Raw genomic sequence first — 20,189 nt, 5'->3', positions numbered from 1 at the left:
TTCAGGAGAGTTGTCACCGTGTTCACGATCGAGATGGCGTACGCCCGCATGCGCGAGCTGCAGGCCGAGGCCAATCGTTCCCGTGTCCACCCGTCCGTCACTGCCGAGGCCCGCGCGGCGAAGAAGCACGCCGCCCGCGCCAAGAAGCGCTAACTCTCCCGAGAGCCTCCCCCCAGCTCTCCCTCCCAACGGCGGTACAGCGTGTGCGGCACCCCTGCCGCGTCCAGCGCCCGCCCGGCGACGAAGTCCACCAGATCCTGGATGTGCGTCGCCCCCGCGTAGAACGCCGGCGAGGCGGGCAGCACGACCGCGCCCGCCTCGTCCAGCGTCACCAGGTGCTTGAGGGTCTGCCCGTTCAGCGGCGTCTCCCGCACCGCGACGACCAGCCGGCGCCCTTCCTTGAGCGTCACACTCGCCACGCGCTGCAGCAGGTCCTTGGACAGCCCGAGCGCGACACCCGCCACGCACGCCGTCGAGGCGGGCACGATGATCATGCCCTTGACCGGGTACGACCCCGACGAAGGACCGGCCGCGAGGTCACCGGCGGCCCAGTACCGTACGTCGCCCGGATCGATGCCGCCGAAGGTGTCCGGCTTGCCGTCGGCGCCCCGCGCCAGCCACTCCGCGAGGTCCTCGCGCCAGTGCGCGTCCCGGAAGGCGATCCCCGTCTCGTCGAGCAGCGTGAGCCGCGAGGCCCGCGAGACGACCAGGTCGACGGCCTCGCCCGCGGCCAGCAGGGCACGCAGCACCGAAGCGGCGTACGGAGTTCCGGAGGCCCCGGACACCCCGACGACCCACGGGGTGCGGCTCTTTGCTTTGACGTGCTCCACACCCACGAGCCTATCCGGCATGCTCATGGGGGAACTTGAGCAGGGGCCGGGGGCGTTGTACCGCACGACGGGCCGGCCCAGGGGTGGGGGCTTTCATGACGTACGAAGCACAGAAGCGACAGCAGCGACCGGGTGCGCCGAGCTGGACGGCGAAGGACCGCGCGCTCGCGGCCGGCAAGGTGATGGTCGCGTGGGTGGCCCTGCTGTGGCTGCTCGAAGTGATCGACACGGCGTCGGGCCACGCGCTCGACACCTTCGGCATACAGCCGCGCGAGCCCTCCGAGCTGATCGACGTCGTCCCGGCGTCCTTCATCCACTTCGGCTTCGCCCACGTCGCGGCGAACTCGATACCGCTGCTGGTCCTCGGCTTCATAGCGGCGCTCTCCGGCATCCGCCGCTTCCTGCTGGCCAGTGCGCTGATCATCGTCGCGGACGGCCTCGGGGTGTGGCTGGTGGCCCCCGACCACTCGAACACGGCGGGCGCCTCGGGCCTGATCTTCGGCCTCTTCGGCTTCGTCGTGCTCAGCGGCTTCGTGGAGCGCCGCCCCCTCGGCATCGTCGTCGGCCTGCTGGTGGCCGCCTACTGGGGCACCACCTTCCTGGCCGGCCTCTCCCCGACGAACGACGGCGTGAGCTGGCAGGGCCATCTGATCGGCCTGATCGCGGGGGTGGCGGCGGCGTTCGTGCTGCGGCGCCGACCGCGTCCTGAGCTCGCTCAGCCCTGAGCGGGGGCCTTCGGGTCGACGGGGAAGCGGGCCGTGTCGAGGGCCAGCTTCCCGAGCGGTGAATCGACGACGATCTCGGTTCCGTACGGGAGGGTGTCCTGCCCCCGGTAGCCGTCGGGGCCCGGGTTCCACATCGTGACGCAGTGACCCTTGAGCGGGTCGAGGACGAGGTAGTTGGCGATGCCGCGGGAGGCGTACCAGCGGGGCTTGATCTCGTAGTCACGGCGAATGCTGCTCGGCGACACCACCTCCGCGACCAGTTCGATCAGGTCCGGCGAGTACTCGGTACGGTTCTCCGCCTCTGCCTCCGCCGGAATGACCGCGAGATCGGGACAGAACTCATTGGCGTCGTCAAACACGAAGGCGACGTCGGTGACCAGGGCCCACGGCCTCGGCAACTGCCGCTCCACCTCGGTCCACAGGCGCGTAATGGTCTTGCCGTGAAACGGCCGAACCGGATTCATCACGATGCTGCCCTCGACGATCTCCGAAACATAGCCGGGGAACATGTCCTCCAGCTTGCTGAGCTGCGAGTGCAGGCGGTCGATGTCCGTGGTCGTCACGGTGGCCTCCCTGGGTCCTGCTCCCGATGGTAGGCCGCACGCCACGGACGCGGACGGCCGTGCGTCGCCCGTTTCCCGCGGCTTCACCACCCGTGCGGCGATCCCGACTGAGTACGCGTACGCATGCGCAGACCCCCCGGGCAGGGCCACGCTGACGTCATGAAGGTCCGATACCTGCTGTTGTGCGGGGCGGCCGTCGTCGTCGCCCTCGTCCTCGTCTTCGCACTCGACGTCCCGGCCGAGACCGTGCTGCTCGCCGGTGGCGGAGCCCTGTGTCTGCTGTGGCTGGTGCTGCTGCTGACCGTCCCGTGGAACCTCTACTTCCGTGCCCGTTCCGTGGTGCACGAGGCGGCCGACAGCCGCGAGAAGGGGATCGCCGTGCCCGGCGACCGGGACGCGGAGGCCGCCCGGATCGCCACCGTCATGCTCCGTACGGCGATCGGCTCGCACGTGTTCACGGCGGCGGTCGCGGTCGCCGTGGCGGTGGCCACCGGCCGCTCCGCGGGCTACTGGCTCGCGGGCTGCTACCTGCTCAGTACGTTCTTCCGGCCCGCGGGCGCCTACTTCGGCGCGCTGCGCAGGCGGCTGGTCGCCCTCGGCCGTGAGGTGCGCTACCCGCGCGACGACATCGCCTCCGTGCACAAGGAGGTCGCCGACCTGAAGAAGGGCAACCAGGCCCTGGAGCACATGGCCGAAGAGGCCTACAGCTCGCTCGCCCGGCTGCACGAGGCCCTCGACGTGGTCGGCATCTCCGCGAACCAGCGCGCGGACCGCACCGACCAGCGCGTCGACGCCATGAGCCGCGAGTTCGAGTCCGTGGTGAACCGCCTGACGGACAACCAGGAGATCATCACCGGGCTCAAGGCGTTCCTGCGGCTGCTCCGCGCCGACGGCGGCGCGGAGCAGATCGTCTGACCCGGATCCGGCCTAGACCGTCAGGCCGCGCACCAGCAGATCGAGCAGCGCGCACACGAACAGCGCGATGCCGATGAACCCGTTGACCTGGAAGAACGCCCGGTTCAGGCGGGACAGGTCGTGCGGCTTGACGATCGTGTGCTCGTACAGGAACGCGGCCGCGACGATCACCAGACCCAGCCAGAAGAAGGCGCCCGCGCCGGTCGCGAGCGCGTACCAGACGAACAGGGCCGTGGTGATGAAGTGGCAGCCCCGGGCGCCCCAGATGGCGGCCGGGATGCCGAAGCGCGCGGGGACGGACTTCACGCCGACCTCGCGGTCGGTCTCCACGTCCTGGCAGGCGTAGATCAGGTCGAAGCCGCCGATCCAGATGCCGACCGCGAGACCGAGGATCACCGCGGTCCAGGACCACTCCCCGGTGATCGCGATCCACGCGCCGATCGGGCCCATCGCCTGGGCGAGACCCAGGATGGCCTGCGGGAAGTTCGTGAACCGCTTGCCGTACGGGTACACCACCATCGGGATCACCGCGATGGGCGCGAGGGCCAGGCACAGCGGGTTCAGGAGGGCGGCCGAGACGAGGAAGACGACGAGCGCGATCAGCGCGCCCGTCCACGCGGACTTCACCGACACCGCGCCCGTGACCAGTTCGCGGTGCGCGGTCCTCGGGTTACGGGCGTCGATCTCGCGGTCGATGATCCGGTTCGCCGCCATCGCGAACGTGCGCAGGCCCACCATGCAGATGGTCACCAGGAGCAGCAGCCCCCAGTGGATGTTCTTGTCCAGCTCGAACATCGCGGTCAGGGCGGCGGTGTAGGCGAAGGGCAGCGCGAAGACGGAATGTTCGATCATCACCAGGCGCAGGAAGGCCTTGGTGCGTCCGGGCTGCTGCGGAATCGCTGCTGAAGCGCTGCTCACGACAGTCCGTACTCCGGATCATCCCCGCGTCGGCGGGGAAACCCCGTCTCCGCGCTGGACCTCATCTTGCGGACACGCATCACAGTCCGTACTCCTTCCATCGCTTTGTCACACGATCGTGTGTCTCGGGATCGGAGACGACCATCTCGGGCCAGCCCCCGTCCCGCGTGTAGCCCTCCTCGGGCCACTTCTTCGTCGCGTCGATACCGGCCTTGCCGCCCCAGAACTGCTGGTAGGAGGCGTGGTCGAGGTGGTCGACGGGGCCTTCGGTCACCATCAGGTCGCGGGCGTAGTCCGTGTTCCCGAGCGCGCGCCACGAGACTTCATGAAGATCGTGGACGTCGCAATCGGAGTCGACGACGACGATCAGCTTGGTCAGCGACATCATGTGCGCGCCCCAGATGGCACTCATCACCTTCTGTGCGTGCTTCGGGTACTTCTTGTCGATCGAGACGATCGCGCAGTTGTGGAAGCCGCCGGACTCGGGGAGGTGGTAGTCCACGATGTCCGGGACGATCACCTTCAGCAGCGGCAGGAAGAAGCGCTCCGTCGCGCGGCCGAGCGGGCCGTCCTCGGTCGGCGGCCGGCCGACGACGATCGACTGGAGCAGCGGACGCTTGCGCATCGTGACGCAGTCGATGGTCAGCGCGGGGAAGGGCTCCTGCGGCGTGTAGAAACCGGTGTGGTCGCCGAAGGGCCCCTCCGGCAGCATCTCGCCCGGCTCCAGCCAGCCCTCGATGACGACCTCGGCGTTCGCCGGGACCTGCAGCGGGACGGTCTTGCAGTCGACCATCTCGACGCGCTTGCCCTGGATGAACCCGGCGAGCAGGTACTCGTCGATGTCGCCGGGCAGCGGCGCGGTCGAGGCGTACGTCACGGCCGGCGGGCACCCGAAGGCGATCGCGACCGGCAGCTTCTCGCCGCGCTTGGCGGCGACCTGGTAGTGGTTGCGGCTGTCCTTGTGGATCTGCCAGTGCATGCCGATGGTGCGCTTGTCGTGGCGCTGGAGGCGGTACAGGCCGAGGTTGCGCACGCCGGACTCGGGGTCCTTGGTGTGCGTGAGCCCCAGGTTGAAGAAGGAGCCGCCGTCCTCGGGCCAGGTGAACAGCGCCGGGAGCTTGTCCAGGTCGACGTCGTCGCCGCGCAGCACGACCTCCTGCACGGGCGCGTCGTCGGACTTCACCTTCTTCGGCGGTACGTGGATCATCGAGCCGAGCTTGCCGAACGCCTCGCGCATCCCCATGAAGCCCTGCGGCAGCTCGGGCTTGAGCAGCCCGCCGATCTTCTCGCTGATCTCGTCGTACGACTTCAGGCCGAGGGCTTTGAGGAGCCTGCGGTCGGTGCCGTAGACGTTCATCGCGAGGGGCATCGATGAGCCCTTCACGTTCTCGAAGAGGAGAGCCGGGCCGCCGGCCTTGTTCACCCGGTCGACGATCTCGCCGACCTCCAGGTACGGGTCGACCTCAGCCTTGATGCGCTTCAGGTCGCCCTCGCGCTCCAGCGCCCTGAGCAGGGAGCGAAGATCGTCATAAGCCATGCGTTCCAGTATCCGGCAACCGCTACCCTGTCCCGGTCACCGGGGGGCCGCGCGGCCCCCTCATCGCTCCTTGGGGGATCGCGACACGATGCTGCGCTACTTGCCGTTCCTGTTGGTCCTGGCGCTGTGGATCTACGCGTTCATCGACTGCCTCAACACTCCTGAAGAGGAAGTACGCGGCCTGCCCAAGGTCGTCTGGGTCATCATCATCCTGCTCTTCGGCGAGGTGCTGATCGGTCCGGTCGCGTGGCTCGTCGCGGGGAAGCAGCGCAAGGCGCCCGCCGGCGGGTCGACGCCCTCCGAGTGGCACCGCAACCAGCGCACCACGTACGTCGCCCCGGACGACAATCCGGAGTTCCTCGCCTCCCTCAAGGAGGAGAACAAGAAGGACGAGGCGCTGCTCAAGGACTGGGAGGCCGACCTGCGCCGTCGCGAGGAGGAGCTGCGGCGCCGGGAGGGCGAGCAGGGCACGGAGTAGGGACCAGGGCCTCTACGACCCGCGGACGGCATCCCTCACACTGGATGAGGAACACCCCCCTCCGCATCTCGTCCCCGTAAAGGCCCATGTCCAGATCCCCGCATGACCCCACGCCCGTGACCGAGGTCGTCACCGGCGCCGAGAAGCTCATCGCCGTCGAGGAGCACGGGGCCGAACCCGTGCCGCACGAGCGGCGCCACGGCTCGCCCCGTCAGCTGTTGTGGACCTGGGCCTCGCCCCAGGTCGGTTTCGCCACCGTGTTCATCGGGGTGCTCTCCGTGTCCGCGTTCGGGCTGAGCTTCTGGCCGGCCGTGGCCGCGCTCGTGCTCGGCGCCGGGCTCGGGGCGCTGGCGCACGGGGTGCTGTCGACGGACGGGCCGCGGTTCGGTGTGCCGCAGATGGTCATCGGGCGGCTGTCCTTCGGGCACAAGGGCAACGCGCTGCCGTCGGGCGTGAACGCGTTCGTCGCCGGGGTCGGCTGGTTCGCGGTGAACACGGTCGGCGGCGCCTTCGCGCTCAACTCGCTCACCGGACTCGCGCCGCTGCCGAGCCTGCTGATCCTCGTCGTGCTCGAGGTCGTCATCGGGTACGTCGGGCACGACCTGGTGCACCGGTTCGAGAAGTACGCGTTCCCCGTGCTCTGCGTGATCTTCCTGCTCGCCGGAGTGTGGATCTTCATGGACGCCGACCTGAGCGGCGCCACGGCCCAGGGCGGCGGCTTCGGCGGGTTCATGCTCGCCTTCAGCGCCTGTTTCGGCTTCACCGCGGGCTGGAACCCGTGCGCCGCCGACTACGCCCGCTATCTGCCCGCGGACACCTCGCGCCGCGCGACCGCCTGGTACGCGGGCCTCGGCCTGTTCGTCTCGGTGTCCGTCGTCTCCGTGATCGGCGCGGCCTCCGCCACGCTGGCCGCGCCCGCCGACGCCTCCCCCACCGACGCGTTCACCGGTCAGCTCCCGGGCTGGCTCGGCAATCTGACGCTCGTCGCGATCATCCTGGGCGCGATGGCGGCCGCCACCCTGAACGTCTACTCGGCGGCCGTCTCCATCTCCTCCCTCGACCTGAAGCTGCCGCGGTGGATGAACCGGGCCGCGCTGGTCGCCCTCGTCGGCGCCATCGGCACCGCCGCCGGGTGGGCCTCGCTCGCCGACGCCGGGCACGCCTTCGAGAACTTCCTGCTGGTGATCGCGTACTGGATCGCGCCGTGGCTGGGCGTCGTGCTGATGGAGCACTGGCTGCGCGCGCTGCCCGACGACGCGCTCGCGGACCGGCTCCAGGACCGTACGTTCAGCAATCCGGCCGGGCTGATCGCGCTGCTCGTCGGCGTGGCCGTGTCCGTGCCGCTGTTCTCCAACCAGGCCCTGTTCGTCGGCTGGGTGCCCAGCCAGTGGCCGGCCGTCGGCGACCTGACCTGCCCGGTCGGGTTCGTCCTCGGCGCCGCTCTGTACGCGCTGCTCCGGCGGCGTGACCGCATCAACACCCCTGCGTAGAAAGGCACGTACGTCATGGATCTCGATCTCGCCCGCACCTGGCTCGCCACCGCCGTCGAGGAGGCGAAGGCCGGGCTCGCCGAGGGTGGCATTCCGATCGGCGGCGCGCTGTACTCCGCCGACGGAGTCGTCCTCGGCCGCGGTCACAACCGCCGGGTGCAGGACGGCGACCCGTCCGTGCACGGGGAGACCGACGCGTTCCGCAACGCCGGCCGGCAGCGCTCGTACAAGGGCACGACCATGGTGACCACGCTGTCGCCGTGCTGGTACTGCTCGGGCCTGGTGCGGCAGTTCGGCATCTCCCGGGTGATCATCGGTGAGGCGCGCACCTTCCACGGCGGGCACGACTGGCTGGCCGAGCACGGCGTGGAGGTCGTGCTGCTCGACGACCCCGAGTGCGTCGGCATGATGGAGGACTTCATCGCGGCCCGGCCCGAGCTGTGGAACGAGGACATCGGCGAGTAGCCCCCTACAGGCTGTACGTCGTCACGCCCCCGGAAGCGGACAGTGCGCCCCTGTGCGGGGCGCGTCCGCGGCCGGACACTCAGGGGGCATGACGACCGCCCCGGGCACCGCCCCCACCAGCACCGACGCCGCTCCCCCGGCTCCACCGACGTACGGCGACAAGGTCATCGCCGTCGAGACGGCCGGGTCCGAACCGATCCCCGACGCCGAACGGCACGGCGGGCCACGGCAGTTGCTGTGGACGTGGGCCTCCCCGAACATCGAGTTCGCGACCGTCTACATCGGCGTGATCTCGGTGCTGTTCTTCGGGCTGAGCTTCTGGCAGGCCGCGGCGGCGCTGCTGCTGGGCACCGCGGTCGGCTCGGTCACGCACGGCGTCCTGAGCATGGACGGACCCCGGTTCGGGGTGCCGCAGATGGCGATCGGCCGGTTCGCGTTCGGGCGGCGCGGCAATCTGCTGCCCAGCGGGGTCAACGCGATCGTGGCGGGGGTGGGCTGGTTCGCCGTGAACAGCGTCAGCGCCGCGTTCGCGCTGAACTCGCTGACCGGGCTCCGTCCGCTGCCGTCCCTCCTCCTGGTCGTCGCGGCCGAGATCGCCATCGGCTTCATCGGCCACAACTTCGTGCACGCCTTCGAGCGGTACGCGCTTCCGGTGCTGGCCGTCGTCTTCCTGCTGGCCGGGTTCTGGACCTTCGGCAAGGCCGATCTCTCCGGCGGCGGTTCGGGCGGCGGTGTGGGCGGGTTCCTGCTCGCGTTCAGTTCGGCGTGGGGGTACGCGGCGGGCTGGAACCCGGGGGCGTCGGACTACTCGCGCTATCTGCCCGCCGCGACGCCCCGCTGGAAGACGGCACTCCACTCGGGGCTCGGGCTGTTCGTCTCCGTCTTCGTGGTCTCCATGATCGGGGTGGCGTCGGCGACGATCGCGGCGCCCGAGGGAGCCACGCCGACGGACGCCTTCACCGGTCATCTGCCGTCCTGGCTGGGCGACTTGACGCTGCTGGCCATCATCCTGGGCGCGGTCTCGGCGAACGCCCTGAACGTGTACTCGTCCGCCATGTCGGTCACCTCGCTGGGCCTTCGGCTGCCCTCCTGGCTCGGCCGGTCGACGCTGGTGGTGATCTCGGGGCTCGCCGGGACGGCGGCGGCGTGGGCGTCGCTCGCGGACGCGGGCGCGGCGTACGAGGCGTTCCTGCTGGTGATCGCGTACTGGGTGGGGCCGTGGCTGGGGGTCGTGCTCGTGGAGCGGTGGCGGATGCGGACGGTTGCCCACGAGGCGCTCGCCGGACGGATCACCGACCCGGGCTTCACCAACTGGCCCGGTGTCGCGGCCCTGTTGACGGGTGTCGCCGTCTCCGTGCCGCTCTTCTCCAACCAGGAGAAGTACGTGGGTTGGGCGGCCGAGCAGTGGCCCTCGCTCGGCGACGTCACGTGCGTCGTCGGGTTCGCGGTGAGCGCGCTGGTGTACGCGACCGCTTGCCGAGTGTTCGTCGCGCGTCGTACAGTCTGAGCCGTGACAGTGTTCGCCGTTCGACGAACACTTGGGGGCGACAGAAGGTGTGTGCCATGCGTGCGGTGCGATTCGCGGAGTACGGCGGGCCCGAGGTACTGGAGTCGGTGGAGGTGGCGCTCCCCGAGCCGGGCCCCGGGCAGGTGTCGATCGACGTGGCGTACGTCGGCGTGAACTTCGCCGACCACAAGGCCCGCCTGGAGGGGTACCGGGTGCCGTCGCTCCCGTACATCCCCGGACTTGAGGTGTCCGGCCGGATTCGCGCCCTGGGCAAGGGAGTTGACGGCTTCACCGTCGGCCAGGAGGTCGCCGCTCTCACCGAGGGCGGGGCCTACGCGGAGGTCGCCGTGGCCGACGCCGTCACCGTCTTCCCGCTCACCGCCGGCACGTCGCCGCGCACCGCCGCGACACTGCCGACGGTGCTCCCGACCGCGTACGCGCTGCTGCACTCGGTGGGGCGGATCCGGGAGGGTGAGTCGGTGCTCGTGCAGGGCGCGGCGGGCGGTGTCGGCACGGTCGCCGGGCAGTTGGCGCGGGCCGCGGGAGCGGGCCGGGTCATCGGCGTCGTGTCGAGCGAGGCGAAGGCCGCGTACGCGCGCAAGTACGGGTACGACGACGTGCTGCTCGCCGACGGATTCGGCGCCGCTGTGCGGGAGTTGACCGGTGGGCGCGGGGTCGATCTGGCGCTCGACCCGGTGGGCGGCGACGTCCTGCGCGAGGCGCTGGGGGCGCTGGCCGTGTTCGGGCGGGCCGTCTCCTTCGGCAACGCCTCGTCGGCGCCGGCGTGGCAGGTGGGCCAGCCCGAGCTGTACCCCACCGGCCTGTCGGTGGGCGGCTTCTCCATCCTGAACCTGGCGCGGACCGCGCCCCAGGAGCTGCGCGCGCTCGCGGAGCGGGCCTTCGCCGTACCCGGCATCGAGCTGCCGGTCACGGGCGAGTACGCGCTCGCGGACGCGGCCGACGCGCACCGCGCGCTGGCCTCGCGCACGAGCACGGGCAAGCTGCTGCTGCGGGTCGCCGCCTAGCGGCGGGAGGCCAGGGCCGTCGAGCGGTCCCCCGTGCCGCTCGACGGCCCCTGCGACGACGGACGCCGGCATCTGCCGCCGCCCGTCAGCTCGAAAGGCTCGTTCCCGTCATTCCTGTTCACCGTGCGTACGACCCCAGGCCGACGAGGCAGTACACGTACTCGTTGATGACGGAGCCGTTCATGGTGTAGCGCGACGAAAAGGCGTACTGCGTCTGCGCGTTGGACTGGCAGCGGCTCATGTCGGACGTGAAGGGGATCGTCTGCACGACCTTGTAGTGCGCGTCAAAGGCGGAGCAGTCCACCTCGTCGATGTCGTCGACCTCCTGCGCGGTGGAGGAGTCCGGCAGCGTGCCGTTGAGGCAGGTGCCGGAGGTGTACGGGCTGGGGTCCGCGGTGGGTTCCGCGGTCGCGTACGGGTCGTCGGTGGCGTACGGGTCGTCCGTGGCGTACGGGTCGCCGGTGTCGTAGGGGTCGTCGGTGGCGTACGGATCGGTGTCCGCCGTGGGCTCGTACGACGGCGAGTACGAGGAGATCGAGAAGGGTGAGGACGAGGAGGACGACGGCGCCGCACCGTCGTCGCTGTCGCCGTCGCACCCGCTGACCAGGGCCAGCAAGGGCACGACCAACGCCACGGTGGCGAACGCCGTCAGGCGGCCGCGCCGCGGCACGGGAGACACGAGGTTCTCTGGCACGGAGATCAGTGTGGCGCAGCCCGCCGCCGAGTTGGAGTGGATTTCTAGAAATTCACTTTAGAAACACATCCGGAGACAAGGCCACGACATGGTGCTTTACGCTGACAGTCATCATGAGTCCCAAGCAGCAGCGCGGCGCGGAGACCGCCGAGCGCCTCCTCGACGCTGCCCTCGACGTGTACGCCGAAGCGGGCGAACAGGGCGTGACCGTCAGCGCCCTGACGAAGTCGAGCGGTGTCAGCCTGGGCAGCCTGTACCACCACTACGGCAGCGTCGACGGACTGATGGGCGCGCTGCTGCTGCGCTGGCTCGGCCGCATGCTCGACGAGGTGACCGCCGCGATGACCAGGTCGCGGACCGCGCGCACCGGCATCCGCGCCGTCGTGCAGGCCTACTTCACATTCGTGCGGGAGAACCCGGACGCCGCCCGCCTGTTGCACTCCTCGTACGCGGACCGGCTGACGATGACGCAGGCCCGGCAGCTGCGCGACTCGCAGGAGGCACGTATTTCGCCGGTGGCCCAGTGGCTGGACCGGCAGGTCGCGTCGGGTGAACTGGCGCCGCTTCCGGTGCCGTTGATCGAGTCCATGGTCCTCGGACCGGTGATCGGCGCGGCACGCCGCTGGCTGTCCGTCGGCGACATCGACCTCGATCAGGCGGCCCGGGTCCTGCCCGACAGGATCTGGCGCTCGCTGGAGCCGTGAGCCGCCCCGGCCCCGACGACCCGGGCCGCGCACGCGGCGCCCAGCAGCTCCCCGAGCAGCTCCGGGTCGCCGACCTCCACGCCCAGCAGTGACTCGATGCGGTCGAGCCGCTGGTACAGGGACTGCCGTCCGATGTGCAGCAGCGCGGCCGTGCGGGTGGGGCTGCAGCCGTGCCGCAGGTGGATCTCCAGGGTGCGGACGAGATCGCTGCCGTGCAGCGCCTCCCAGTCCAGGAGCGGCCCGAGGACGTGGTCGACGATCCGGGCGAGGCGCTCCCGGTTGGCCTCGACGCCGCCGCGGGTCAGCTCCCGCTCCAGGGCGAGGGCCCGCGCGGAGGTGATCAACGGGCCGTCCCCGTAGGCCGGTTCGGCCGCGGGCACGGTGAGGGCCAGCTCCAGCGTCGTACGGGCGGCGCGCAGGGTGTCGCTCCAGCGCAGCCAGCCGTCGTCCGCGCCGACGGCGTGGCCGACCGCGACGGTGAGGCGGGGCGAGGACGGCTCGGTGACCGCCAGGAACGCGTCCCGTACGGCACGGACGGCGTCCCGCCCCGGCGGCGGCACCAGCAGGGCGAGCACGTCGCCGGGGAAGGCGGCCCGCAGCGCGCACCGGCCCGCGACCCGGTCGACGGCGGCGAGCGCGACGGCCCGCGGCCCGTGCACGGAGACGCCGACCAGCCGGGAGCCCGGCCCCGGCCGGAACCCGGCGAGCCCCGAACGGGCCGCCACCTCGGGCTGGTTGAGGGGCTGCCCGTCGGCGAGGTCGGCGAGCAGCGCGGCGCCGTGGTCGACGGCGCGCGCGGCCGGGACCGAGCGGGCGGCGAGGCCGTGCGTGACGATGGCCCGGTTGGCGGCCTCGGCGATGCGCACGAACGGCACGACGCGCCGCAGGGCGACCAGCGGGAACCCCAACTCCCGTGCCGTGGAGACGACTTCGACGGGCATGCGCTCCAGCGAACGGCCCACCTCCACGGCGAGACCGGCGACCCCGCGGGCGGCGAGCTCCCGCACGTACAGCCGGAGCGCCCCCGCGTCGGCGCCGAGGAAGGCGAACCCGTTGGTGAGCAGCAGCTCCCCGCCGTCCAGGAAGCCCGCTCCCTCGTACACCTCCCTGAATGGGGTCTCCCCTGCTCGAACGAAGTGGAGAGCTTGGGGAAGCACCCAGCGCACCGGGCGGTCCAACGCACCCTCCCCCGCAAGCAGTTCGGGTGAGGCGTCGGCGACGACATCGAGGGCCAGGATCTCGCGGAGCGTGAGTGCGGGCACACGGGCCTCCCGGGGGCGGACATTCCGTCGGGGTGCGGACTGCCCGGAGAGTACGGCGCGCACGTTGCCCCGGTGTTTCCGTGGGCCGAGAGTGGACGCATGACCACTGCTCCGGGCGCGCCCCGCACCCCCCGCATCCCCACCGTCGACCTGCGGCCGTGGCTGTCCGGCGACCCGGCGGCCCGCGCCGCCGTCGCCGACACCGTGGACGAGGCCCTGCAGACGGCGGGCTTCCTCCTGGTCACGGGACACGGCGTCGACCCGGCCCTGCGGACCCGGATCCGGGACGCGGCCCGCGCCTTCTTCCAGCTGCCCGCCGCCGTGAAGGAGCCGTACGCGGTGAAGGTCGGCGGCCGCGGCTGGCTCGGCCCCGGCGCCGAGGCCAACGGCTACTCGGAGGGCACCGAGACCCCGCCCGACCTGAAGGAGTCCCTGTCCTTCGCCACCTCCACGTCAGCGGGCTTCACCGACCCGGCGGTCGCCGCCGAGTGGTCGGGCGAGAACGTCTTCCCGGACGAGGCGCCCGAACTCCGCGACCTGGTGGAGACGTACCTCTCCCAGATGCAGGCGCTCTCCGACCGGCTCCTGGAGCTGCTCGCGGTCGCGCTCGACGAGCCCGCCGACTTCTTCACCCGGCACACCGGCCGCCCCACCTGGGGCTTCAACATCAACTGGTATCCGGGCACGGAGGTCGTCGGCACCCCCGAACCCGGCCAGTTCCGCATCGGCCCGCACACCGACTTCGGCACGGTCACGGTCCTCGACCGGCAGGCAGGCAAGGGCGGCCTCCAGGTCTTCACGGACGAGGGCGGCTGGGAGGACGCGCCGTTCGACCCGGAGGCGTTCACCATCAACATCGGTGACCTGATGGCCCGTTGGACCGGCGACCGCTGGCGCTCGGGCCGCCACCGGGTCCTGCCGCCCCCGGCCGATACGCCCGCCGAGGAGCTCATGTCGCTGGTCTACTTCTACGAGTGCGACCCGCGGACCGTGGTGGAGCCGGTGCCCGCGCCGAAGGGCAGGGTCGCGTACGAGCCGGTGGACTCGCACGTGTATCTGCGGGGGAAGCTGGACGCGATCACGGTCGGCTGACGTCAGCGGTTCTGTCCGGTCCGGGCGACGACCGCCTGACCCAGCACGACCGTTCCCATGATCAGGTCGCCGGGGTCCAGGACGTCGCACCGGTCCTTGGGCGCGGCGAGTTCGACCGTGCTGCTGCCCAGGTAGAGGGAGTTGTCCGTACGGAAGATCAGCTCGCTGCGCTCCCCCGTCAGGGTGCCCTGCTCGTCGGTCGTGTCCAGGGCGACGGCCACACCGGTGCGCCCCAGCAGGTCCCTGGCGTCCTCGACGACCACGAGCCCCGGGATCCTGGCGAGCGCCCGGAACAGCGTGGCGGACGTCCTGGGCGGCAGCACCAGGCTGTCGAGCAGGAGGCGCGCCTTCCCGAACGCGGCCACGTGGTCATCGCCCTTCACCAGCCAGCGGTACATCGCGTTCACGTCGGTGGGCAGCTCGCGCTCGGCCTGCCGGTACGACGTCGGCAGGTCCTGGCCGGGCGACTGGACGGCGATCGGGTGGTCCACGAGGGTCCCGTCGGCGCGGTGCTCCCGGCGCAGGCCCACGTGCCGCCCGTCGACCGACTGCCACAGCTCCTGGACCCCGTCGGGCCTGCGCGCCTCCCCCGTGGTGAAGCAGCCTTCCGGCAGCTTCTTCCCCGGGTCCGTCTTCCAGTGGTAGCCCTCCTGCTCCAGGTAGAGGAACTGGCTGTCCTTCGTGGGGACGTCCTTGCGGCCTTCGGCGGCCAGCGCCGCCCGGTCGAGCACCATGGTCGGGTTCACCGCGCTCGTGTGCGTGCTGAAGACCCCCGGCCGCGGCTCCGCCGGCCCCGACGACGCGTCCCGGGTCACGGCCACCCCCACCACGACGGCGACGGCCAGCGCCGCGGCCGCGACGGGCGCGAGGAGGACGGGGCGGCGCCATGACGTCCGTACGGGCGTCTCGCGCGCGGAGTCGATCTCGCGCAGCAGATGCTCCCGCAGCGCCCGGTGACGGCCGGGCGGCAGGTCGTGGTCGTGGGGCGGCGGAATGTCGGTCACGGGCGTCCCTCCTGCGTGGGCCCGGCCACGGACGGCCGGCCACCCTTCATCTGTCCGGGCCGCGCGGCGAGTTCCGCCGCCAGCCGGGCCCGCGCCCGCGACAGCCGGGAGCGGACGGTGCCGACGGGGATGCCGAGGGCCTCGGCGGCGGCCGCGTAGTCGAGCCCGCCCCAGGCGCACAGGGCGAGCACCTCGCGCTCGGGACGGCGCAGCTTCTCGACCGCCGTCCGTACGGCGTCGAGGTACGCGGAGTCGTCGAGGCGGCCCGCCACGTCGTCGGCGATGTCGGGCACGGGCTCGGGCGGCGGGACACGGGCCAGCGCGGCGGCGTGGCGGCGGTGGGCCCGCCGGGTGTTGCGGGTGATGTTCGTGGCGATGCCGAGCAGCCAGGGCCGCAGCGAACCGCCGTCCGGGTCGGTCCGCGCGCGCAGCCGCCACGCCTCCAGGAACGTCAGCGAGACGACGTCCTCGGCCACCGACCGGTCGCCGGTCAGCCGGAAGGCGTGGTGGTGGACGGAACGCGCGTACGCGTCGAAGAGCTCGGCGAACGCGGACGGGTCACCACCGCGGACGCTCGCCCGCAGCGCTCTGCGGTCCACCTGCCGGTCCGTCGGCCGGTCCCCCTGATTGGTCTCCACACCCTCCAACTGTCCGTACGACGAAGGCCGGTTCCCGTGACGTGCGTCACAGGAGCCGGCCTTGCGCGGGTGGGGTGGTGTCAGACCCCGGCGTACGAGTGCTTGCCGGACACGAAGATGTTCACGCCGTAGTAGTTGAACAGCCAGCAGCCGAAGGCGATCAGGGCCAGGTAGGCGGCCTTGCGGCCCTTCCATCCCGCGGTGGCGCGGGCGTGCAGGTAACAGGCGTAGGCGACCCAGGTGATGAAGGACCAGGTCTCCTTCGGGTCCCACTCCCAGTAGCGGCCCCACGCGTCGCCGGCCCAGATCGCGCCCGCGATGATCGTGAACGTCCACAGCGGGAAGACCGCGGCGTTGATGCGGTACGAGAACTTGTCCAGGGACGCGGAGGCGGGCAGGCGCTCCAGCACCGAGGTGGCGAAGCGGCCCGGCTTCCCGCCCTGGGACAGCTTGTTCTCGTAGGAGTCCTTGAAGAGGTAGAGCAGGGTGCCGACCGCGCCCACGTAGAAGACGGCGCCGCAGAAGATCGCCGTGGAGACGTGGATGTACAGCCAGTACGAGTGCAGCGCGGGAACCAACTGGTCGCTGGCGGTGTACAGGACGGTGACGGCGAGACCGAGGTCGAGGAGGACCGTGGTGACCAGGGGGAGGCCGAGCCAGCGGACGTTCTTCTTCAGCGCGAGCAGGCCGAGGTACACACCGACGGCGACGGTGGAGAAGGTGATGTTGAACTCGTACATGTTGCCCCACGGGGCACGCTGCACGGAGAGCGCGCGGGTGAGGACACCGGCGAACTCGACGAGGAAGCCGAGCACGGTGAGCGAGATGGCGATACGGCCGTAGAGGTCGCCCTGCTCGTCACCGCCGGAGGCACCGGGGCCGTCCGGGACATCACCACGGGAGCCGGAGGCGGCCCGGGTGACGACCTGCGGCCGGTCCAGGACGGCGGTGCCGCCCTTCTGCTGGACCTGGACGGCGGGGGCCGTGGCCGGCTTCTCCGCCTTCTGCGTCAGCGCGGCGGCCGCTCGGCCGGTCTTGCTGCGGCTGCCGAAGATCCACTCGGCCATGTTCGCGAAGAAGGCCAGCAGATAGACGGCCATCGACGAGTAGATGAGGACGTTACTGGTTTGCGCCAGGTTCTCGTTGGTCGCGGCGGCGAGATTCACTTCTCAGCCCCTTCGGCGGCAGGAACAGCAGTGGGTGGTTCGGGGGTTTCGGTGTCGGGCTCATCGGGGTCGGGCGCGGACGGCGCCTGTGCGTGCAGTTGCTCGACCAGGCGGCCCAGCTCCTCGGGGAGCTTCGCGGACTCGCTGCGGCCCAGGCCCGCCATCTCGACGACGGTCACGCCGTCGGCGCCGGCGGTGGTCCGCACCCAGACGCGGCGGCGCTGGATGAACAGCGAGCCGACCAGACCCGCGATGGCCGCGATGGCGCCGGTGAGCGCCCAGCCGGTGCCGGGCTGCTTGGCGATCTCGAAGGTGGCCCACTCCTGGACGTCCTTCTCGAAGGTGATCGAGCCAGCCCCGTTCGGCAGCTTCATGGTCTCGCCGGGCAGCAGCCGCTTCTTGAGCAGCTCGCCCTTGGAGTCCTCGAACTTCTTCATGTTGGTCGTGTCCAGCTGGTACACGTTCTGCGGGAGGCCGGAGTCGACCCCCAGGCTGCCGTGGTACGCGGACAGGGCCAGGACCGGGAAGTCGAGCGCCGGGAACTGGGAGAACATGTTGCCCTTGCCGGACCCGGCGAAGGTCGGCACGAAGAAGGCGTTGAAGCCGAGCTGGTCCTTCCTTCCGTCCTTGTCGCGGTAGCCGTCCATGATCTTGATGGCACCGGTCGACGTCTGGTTGGAGTCGATCGGCAGCAGCGGCACCGGCGTGTGGTCGGAGACGATCTTGCCCTTGCCGTCGCGGACGGTGACCACGGGCGCGTAGCCGTGGCCGGAGAGGAAGATCTTGGTGCCGTCGATCTTCAGCGGCTCGTTGACCTTGATGGTCGCCTTCTTCTCCGCGCCGTCCGAGCCCTCGCTGTAGGTGACGTCGGCCTTGTAGGTGCGCGCGGTGCCCTTGTTGGGGCCGCTGCGCTCGTACGTCCCGGTGAAGTCCTTGAGCGTGAAGCTGAAGGGGGCGAGGCCGGTGTCCTTGTCGAAGAGGTTGCCGGAGGAGAAGTCGTCGTACTGGGAGAGGGTGTTGGCGAAGCCGTCGCCCTCCAGGACCAGCTTGGTGCCGTCGGACTTGAACAGCTGGCCGGTGGCGAAGCCGACCAGCATCACGATCAGCGCGATGTGGAAGATCAGGTTGCCGGCCTCGCGCAGGTAGCCCTTCTCGGCGGCGACGGCCGAACCGACGACGTGCGAGCGGTAGCGCCGCTTCTTCATCATCGTCAGCGCCGCGGCCCGCACCTCGTCCGCGCCGGCCTCGGTGCGCCAGGTCGCGTACGCGGGCATCCGGTCGAGGCGCCCCGGGGCACCCGGCGGGCGGCCGCGCAGCTGGCCGACGAACTGCCAGGTGCGCGGGATGATGCAGCCGATCAGCGAGACGAACAGCAGGATGTAGATCGCGGAGAACCACACCGAGCTGTAGACGTGGAAGAGGCCGAGCTTGTCGTAGAGCGGCCCGAGGTGCTCGTGGGCCTTCTTGAACGCGTCGACCTTCATCTGGTCCGTGCCGGACTGCGGGATCAGCGAGCCGGGGATCGCGCCGAGCGAGAGCAGGAACAGCAGGATCAGCGCGACCCGCATCGAGGTCAGCTGCCGCCAGAACCAGCGGGCCCAGCCGATGACGCCGAACGTCGCGGAGCCCGGGGTGCGGTCCTCCTGCGGGGCCGTGCTGAGCTGCGCCGTGGCTTCCCGCTCGGTGGCCTCCTGGGCGGCCTGTTGGCCGGCCTCTTGGGCGGCCTCTTCGGGGACGTTCGTCTTGCTCATAGTCAGATTCCCACTTGGAAGCCGTTGGACCAGATCTGCATCTGCTGTACGAGGCTGTCCCACGCACCGGTCAGCAGGAGGACGCCGGTCAGGATCATCATGATGCCGCCGATGCGCATCACCCAGGCGTAGTGCTTCTTGACCCAGCCGAAGGCGCCGAGCGCCTTGCGGAAGGCGACCGCGGCGAGCACGAAGGGGACGCCGAGTCCGACGCAGTACGCGACCATCAGCAGGGCGCCGCGGCCCGCGCTGCCCTGGTTCATGGCCAGGCCGCTCACCGCGCCGAGGGTCGGGCCGATGCACGGGGTCCAGCCGATACCGAACAGCGCGCCCAGTATCGGCGCCCCGACCAGCCCGGTCACCGGCCGCTTGTGGAAGCGGAACTCGCGCTGGGTCAGCCAGGGCATGAGCCCCATGAAGAAGACGCCCATGACGAGCATGAGGACGCCCAGCACCTTGGTGAGGACGTCCCGGTACTCCTGCAGTGTCTGTCCGAAGAACCCGAAGAGCGCGCCGCCGGAGACGAAGACCACGGTGAACCCGAGGACGAACAGGGCGGCGCCGGCGGCCATCCGCCCGCGCCGCGCCTCCATCAGGTCGGTGCCGCTGATCCCGGTGACGTAGGAGAGATAGCCGGGCACGAGCGGCAGGACGCACGGCGAGAAGAAGGAGACGAGTCCGCCGAGGACGGCGATCGGCAGGGCGAACACCAGGGCACCGTTCTCCACGGTGCCGCCGATTCCGTCAGCGGCGAGTGCGACGAGCGTGGGGGTCACCGTCGATCACTTTTCCGCGATCACGGGGTCGATGAGCTCGTGCAGGCTCTTGGAGTTCAGCGCCTTCAGCGAGCGTGCGGCGAGCTTGCCCTCGCGGTCGATGACCAGGGTGTTGGGGATGCCCTGCGGGTTGAGGGTGCCCTTCTCGAACTTCAGCAGGAGCTTGCCCGACGGGTCGTAGAAGCTCGGGTAGGTGATGCCGTAGTCCTTCTCGAAGGCGATGGCCGAGTCGGACCGCGGGTCCCGGGTGTTGATCCCGACGAACTGGACGTCCTTGTCCTTGACCTGGTCGGAGACCGTGGAGAAGTACTTCGCCTCGGCGCGGCAGGGCGAGCACCAGGATCCCCAGATGTTGACGACGAGGACCTTGCCCTTGTAGTCGTCGGTGCTCAGCGGCTTGCCGGTGAGGTCCTTGCCGGTGAGGACCGGGGCGTCGTGACGCTCGCCCTTCTTGACGGTGGAGATCCCGCCGGTGCTCGTCACGAAGTTGGTGTTGTTGCCGCCCCCGGAGGTGCCGCCGCTGCCGCACGCCGTCAGGACCAGGGCCGCCACGGCGGCTCCTACGGTCAGCTTGGCGGCGCGGCGCGTGGTCGCGGCGATGCGGGGGGCGCGGCAGGCGGCACTCATGTGAAAAGTTTCGCATGTCCGT

General features: G+C 70.7%; 22 protein-coding genes. 10 read left to right on the top strand and 12 right to left on the bottom strand.

Going from position 1 to position 20,189, the window contains the following annotated elements; translation table 11 throughout:
• The first annotated feature begins 18 nt into the window (after positions 1-18).
• A complete protein-coding gene (locus tag B072_RS49560) occupies positions 19-153 on the top strand; it encodes a hypothetical protein (RefSeq protein ID WP_018528217.1) in 135 nt (44 codons plus the stop codon).
• Here B072_RS49560 and B072_RS0101760 read toward each other — a convergent pair.
• The gene (locus B072_RS0101760) at positions 150-851 is read right to left on the bottom strand and encodes a UbiX family flavin prenyltransferase (RefSeq protein ID WP_051127059.1); all 702 of its coding nucleotides are present in this window, start codon (positions 849-851) and stop codon (positions 150-152) included. The genes B072_RS49560 and B072_RS0101760 overlap by 4 nt on opposite strands.
• A 74-nt stretch (positions 852-925) precedes the next feature.
• Here B072_RS0101760 and B072_RS0101755 point away from each other — a divergent pair, with 74 nt between their 5' ends.
• On the top strand, positions 926-1,555 hold the full coding sequence (locus tag B072_RS0101755; protein WP_018528215.1) for a rhomboid family intramembrane serine protease: 630 nt from the start codon (positions 926-928) through the stop codon (positions 1,553-1,555).
• On the opposite strand, the gene B072_RS0101750 is transcribed toward B072_RS0101755, so the two are convergent.
• Entirely contained in the window at positions 1,546-2,118 is a 573-nt protein-coding gene (locus B072_RS0101750; protein ID WP_018528214.1) for a Uma2 family endonuclease, read from the bottom strand. The genes B072_RS0101755 and B072_RS0101750 overlap by 10 nt on opposite strands.
• Before the next feature lie 159 nt (positions 2,119-2,277).
• Here B072_RS0101750 and B072_RS0101745 point away from each other — a divergent pair, with 159 nt between their 5' ends.
• Entirely contained in the window at positions 2,278-3,033 is a 756-nt protein-coding gene (locus B072_RS0101745; protein WP_018528213.1) for a hypothetical protein, read from the top strand.
• A gap of 12 nt (positions 3,034-3,045) precedes the next feature.
• On the opposite strand, the gene mqnP is transcribed toward B072_RS0101745, so the two are convergent.
• Positions 3,046-3,951, bottom strand: a complete 906-nt coding sequence (mqnP, locus tag B072_RS0101740) for a menaquinone biosynthesis prenyltransferase MqnP (RefSeq protein WP_018528212.1) — start codon at positions 3,949-3,951, stop codon at positions 3,046-3,048.
• Positions 3,952-4,030: 79 nt separating this feature from the next.
• Positions 4,031-5,488, bottom strand: a complete 1,458-nt coding sequence (locus B072_RS0101735; protein ID WP_018528211.1) for a menaquinone biosynthesis decarboxylase — start codon at positions 5,486-5,488, stop codon at positions 4,031-4,033.
• A gap of 88 nt (positions 5,489-5,576) precedes the next feature.
• Here B072_RS0101735 and B072_RS0101730 point away from each other — a divergent pair, with 88 nt between their 5' ends.
• From B072_RS0101730 to B072_RS0101710, 5 genes are all read left to right on the top strand, one after another.
• A complete protein-coding gene (locus tag B072_RS0101730; RefSeq protein ID WP_018528210.1) occupies positions 5,577-5,966 on the top strand; it encodes a PLD nuclease N-terminal domain-containing protein in 390 nt (129 codons plus the stop codon).
• A gap of 86 nt (positions 5,967-6,052) precedes the next feature.
• Entirely contained in the window at positions 6,053-7,456 is a 1,404-nt protein-coding gene (locus B072_RS0101725; RefSeq protein WP_043243070.1) for a purine-cytosine permease family protein, read from the top strand.
• A 15-nt stretch (positions 7,457-7,471) separates the two neighbouring features.
• Complete coding sequence (locus B072_RS0101720) at positions 7,472-7,921, top strand: nucleoside deaminase (RefSeq protein ID WP_018528208.1); 450 nt, start codon at positions 7,472-7,474, stop codon at positions 7,919-7,921.
• Positions 7,922-8,009: 88 nt separating this feature from the next.
• Positions 8,010-9,428 carry a purine-cytosine permease family protein gene (locus tag B072_RS0101715; RefSeq protein ID WP_018528207.1) on the top strand — a complete coding sequence of 473 codons (1,419 nt, stop codon included), beginning with the start codon at positions 8,010-8,012 and terminating at the stop codon, positions 9,426-9,428.
• Between the two features lie 56 nt (positions 9,429-9,484).
• A complete protein-coding gene (locus B072_RS0101710) occupies positions 9,485-10,453 on the top strand; it encodes a quinone oxidoreductase family protein (protein WP_018528206.1) in 969 nt (322 codons plus the stop codon).
• 118 nt (positions 10,454-10,571) lie between these two features.
• Here B072_RS0101710 and B072_RS42170 read toward each other — a convergent pair whose 3' ends face one another.
• On the bottom strand, positions 10,572-11,147 hold the full coding sequence (locus B072_RS42170; RefSeq protein ID WP_158689128.1) for an LppU/SCO3897 family protein: 576 nt from the start codon (positions 11,145-11,147) through the stop codon (positions 10,572-10,574).
• A 113-nt stretch (positions 11,148-11,260) separates the two neighbouring features.
• On the opposite strand from B072_RS42170, the gene B072_RS0101700 reads away from it, so the two are divergent.
• Positions 11,261-11,851, top strand: a complete 591-nt coding sequence (locus B072_RS0101700) for a TetR/AcrR family transcriptional regulator (RefSeq protein ID WP_018528204.1) — start codon at positions 11,261-11,263, stop codon at positions 11,849-11,851.
• Here B072_RS0101700 and B072_RS0101695 read toward each other — a convergent pair.
• Complete coding sequence (locus B072_RS0101695) at positions 11,800-13,113, bottom strand: PucR family transcriptional regulator (RefSeq protein ID WP_026245355.1); 1,314 nt, start codon at positions 13,111-13,113, stop codon at positions 11,800-11,802. The genes B072_RS0101700 and B072_RS0101695 overlap by 52 nt on opposite strands.
• A gap of 99 nt (positions 13,114-13,212) precedes the next feature.
• On the opposite strand from B072_RS0101695, the gene B072_RS0101690 reads away from it, so the two are divergent.
• A complete protein-coding gene (locus tag B072_RS0101690) occupies positions 13,213-14,205 on the top strand; it encodes an isopenicillin N synthase family dioxygenase (RefSeq protein ID WP_018528202.1) in 993 nt (330 codons plus the stop codon).
• Positions 14,206-14,207: 2 nt separating this feature from the next.
• Here B072_RS0101690 and B072_RS0101685 read toward each other — a convergent pair whose 3' ends face one another.
• The 6 genes from B072_RS0101685 to B072_RS0101660 all read right to left on the bottom strand — a co-directional run bounded on the left by B072_RS0101685 (position 14,208) and on the right by B072_RS0101660 (position 20,167).
• Complete coding sequence (locus B072_RS0101685; RefSeq protein WP_018528201.1) at positions 14,208-15,209, bottom strand: CU044_5270 family protein; 1,002 nt, start codon at positions 15,207-15,209, stop codon at positions 14,208-14,210.
• The gene (locus B072_RS0101680; protein WP_018528200.1) at positions 15,206-15,847 is read right to left on the bottom strand and encodes an RNA polymerase sigma factor; all 642 of its coding nucleotides are present in this window, start codon (positions 15,845-15,847) and stop codon (positions 15,206-15,208) included. The genes B072_RS0101685 and B072_RS0101680 overlap by 4 nt, the downstream gene beginning before the upstream one ends.
• An 80-nt stretch (positions 15,848-15,927) precedes the next feature.
• The gene (gene ccsB, locus B072_RS0101675) at positions 15,928-17,013 is read right to left on the bottom strand and encodes a c-type cytochrome biogenesis protein CcsB (RefSeq protein WP_018528199.1); all 1,086 of its coding nucleotides are present in this window, start codon (positions 17,011-17,013) and stop codon (positions 15,928-15,930) included.
• Positions 17,010-18,764 (bottom strand): cytochrome c biogenesis protein ResB, encoded by a 1,755-nt coding sequence (gene resB, locus B072_RS0101670; protein WP_018528198.1) that lies wholly within the window; start codon positions 18,762-18,764, stop codon positions 17,010-17,012. Before resB ends, ccsB begins: the two co-directional genes overlap by 4 nt.
• Positions 18,765-18,766: 2 nt before the next feature.
• Positions 18,767-19,540: a cytochrome c biogenesis CcdA family protein gene (locus tag B072_RS0101665; RefSeq protein WP_018528197.1), complete on the bottom strand. Its 774-nt coding sequence runs from the start codon at positions 19,538-19,540 to the stop codon at positions 18,767-18,769.
• A gap of 6 nt (positions 19,541-19,546) precedes the next feature.
• On the bottom strand, positions 19,547-20,167 hold the full coding sequence (locus B072_RS0101660) for a TlpA family protein disulfide reductase (protein WP_018528196.1): 621 nt from the start codon (positions 20,165-20,167) through the stop codon (positions 19,547-19,549).
• Positions 20,168-20,189 lie beyond the last annotated feature (22 nt).

The sequence above is a fragment of the Streptomyces sp. HmicA12 genome, assembly GCF_000373565.1.
Taxonomy (GTDB): Bacteria; Actinomycetota; Actinomycetes; order Streptomycetales; family Streptomycetaceae; genus Streptomyces.
This window is presented reverse-complemented; position numbering and strand designations above follow the sequence as displayed.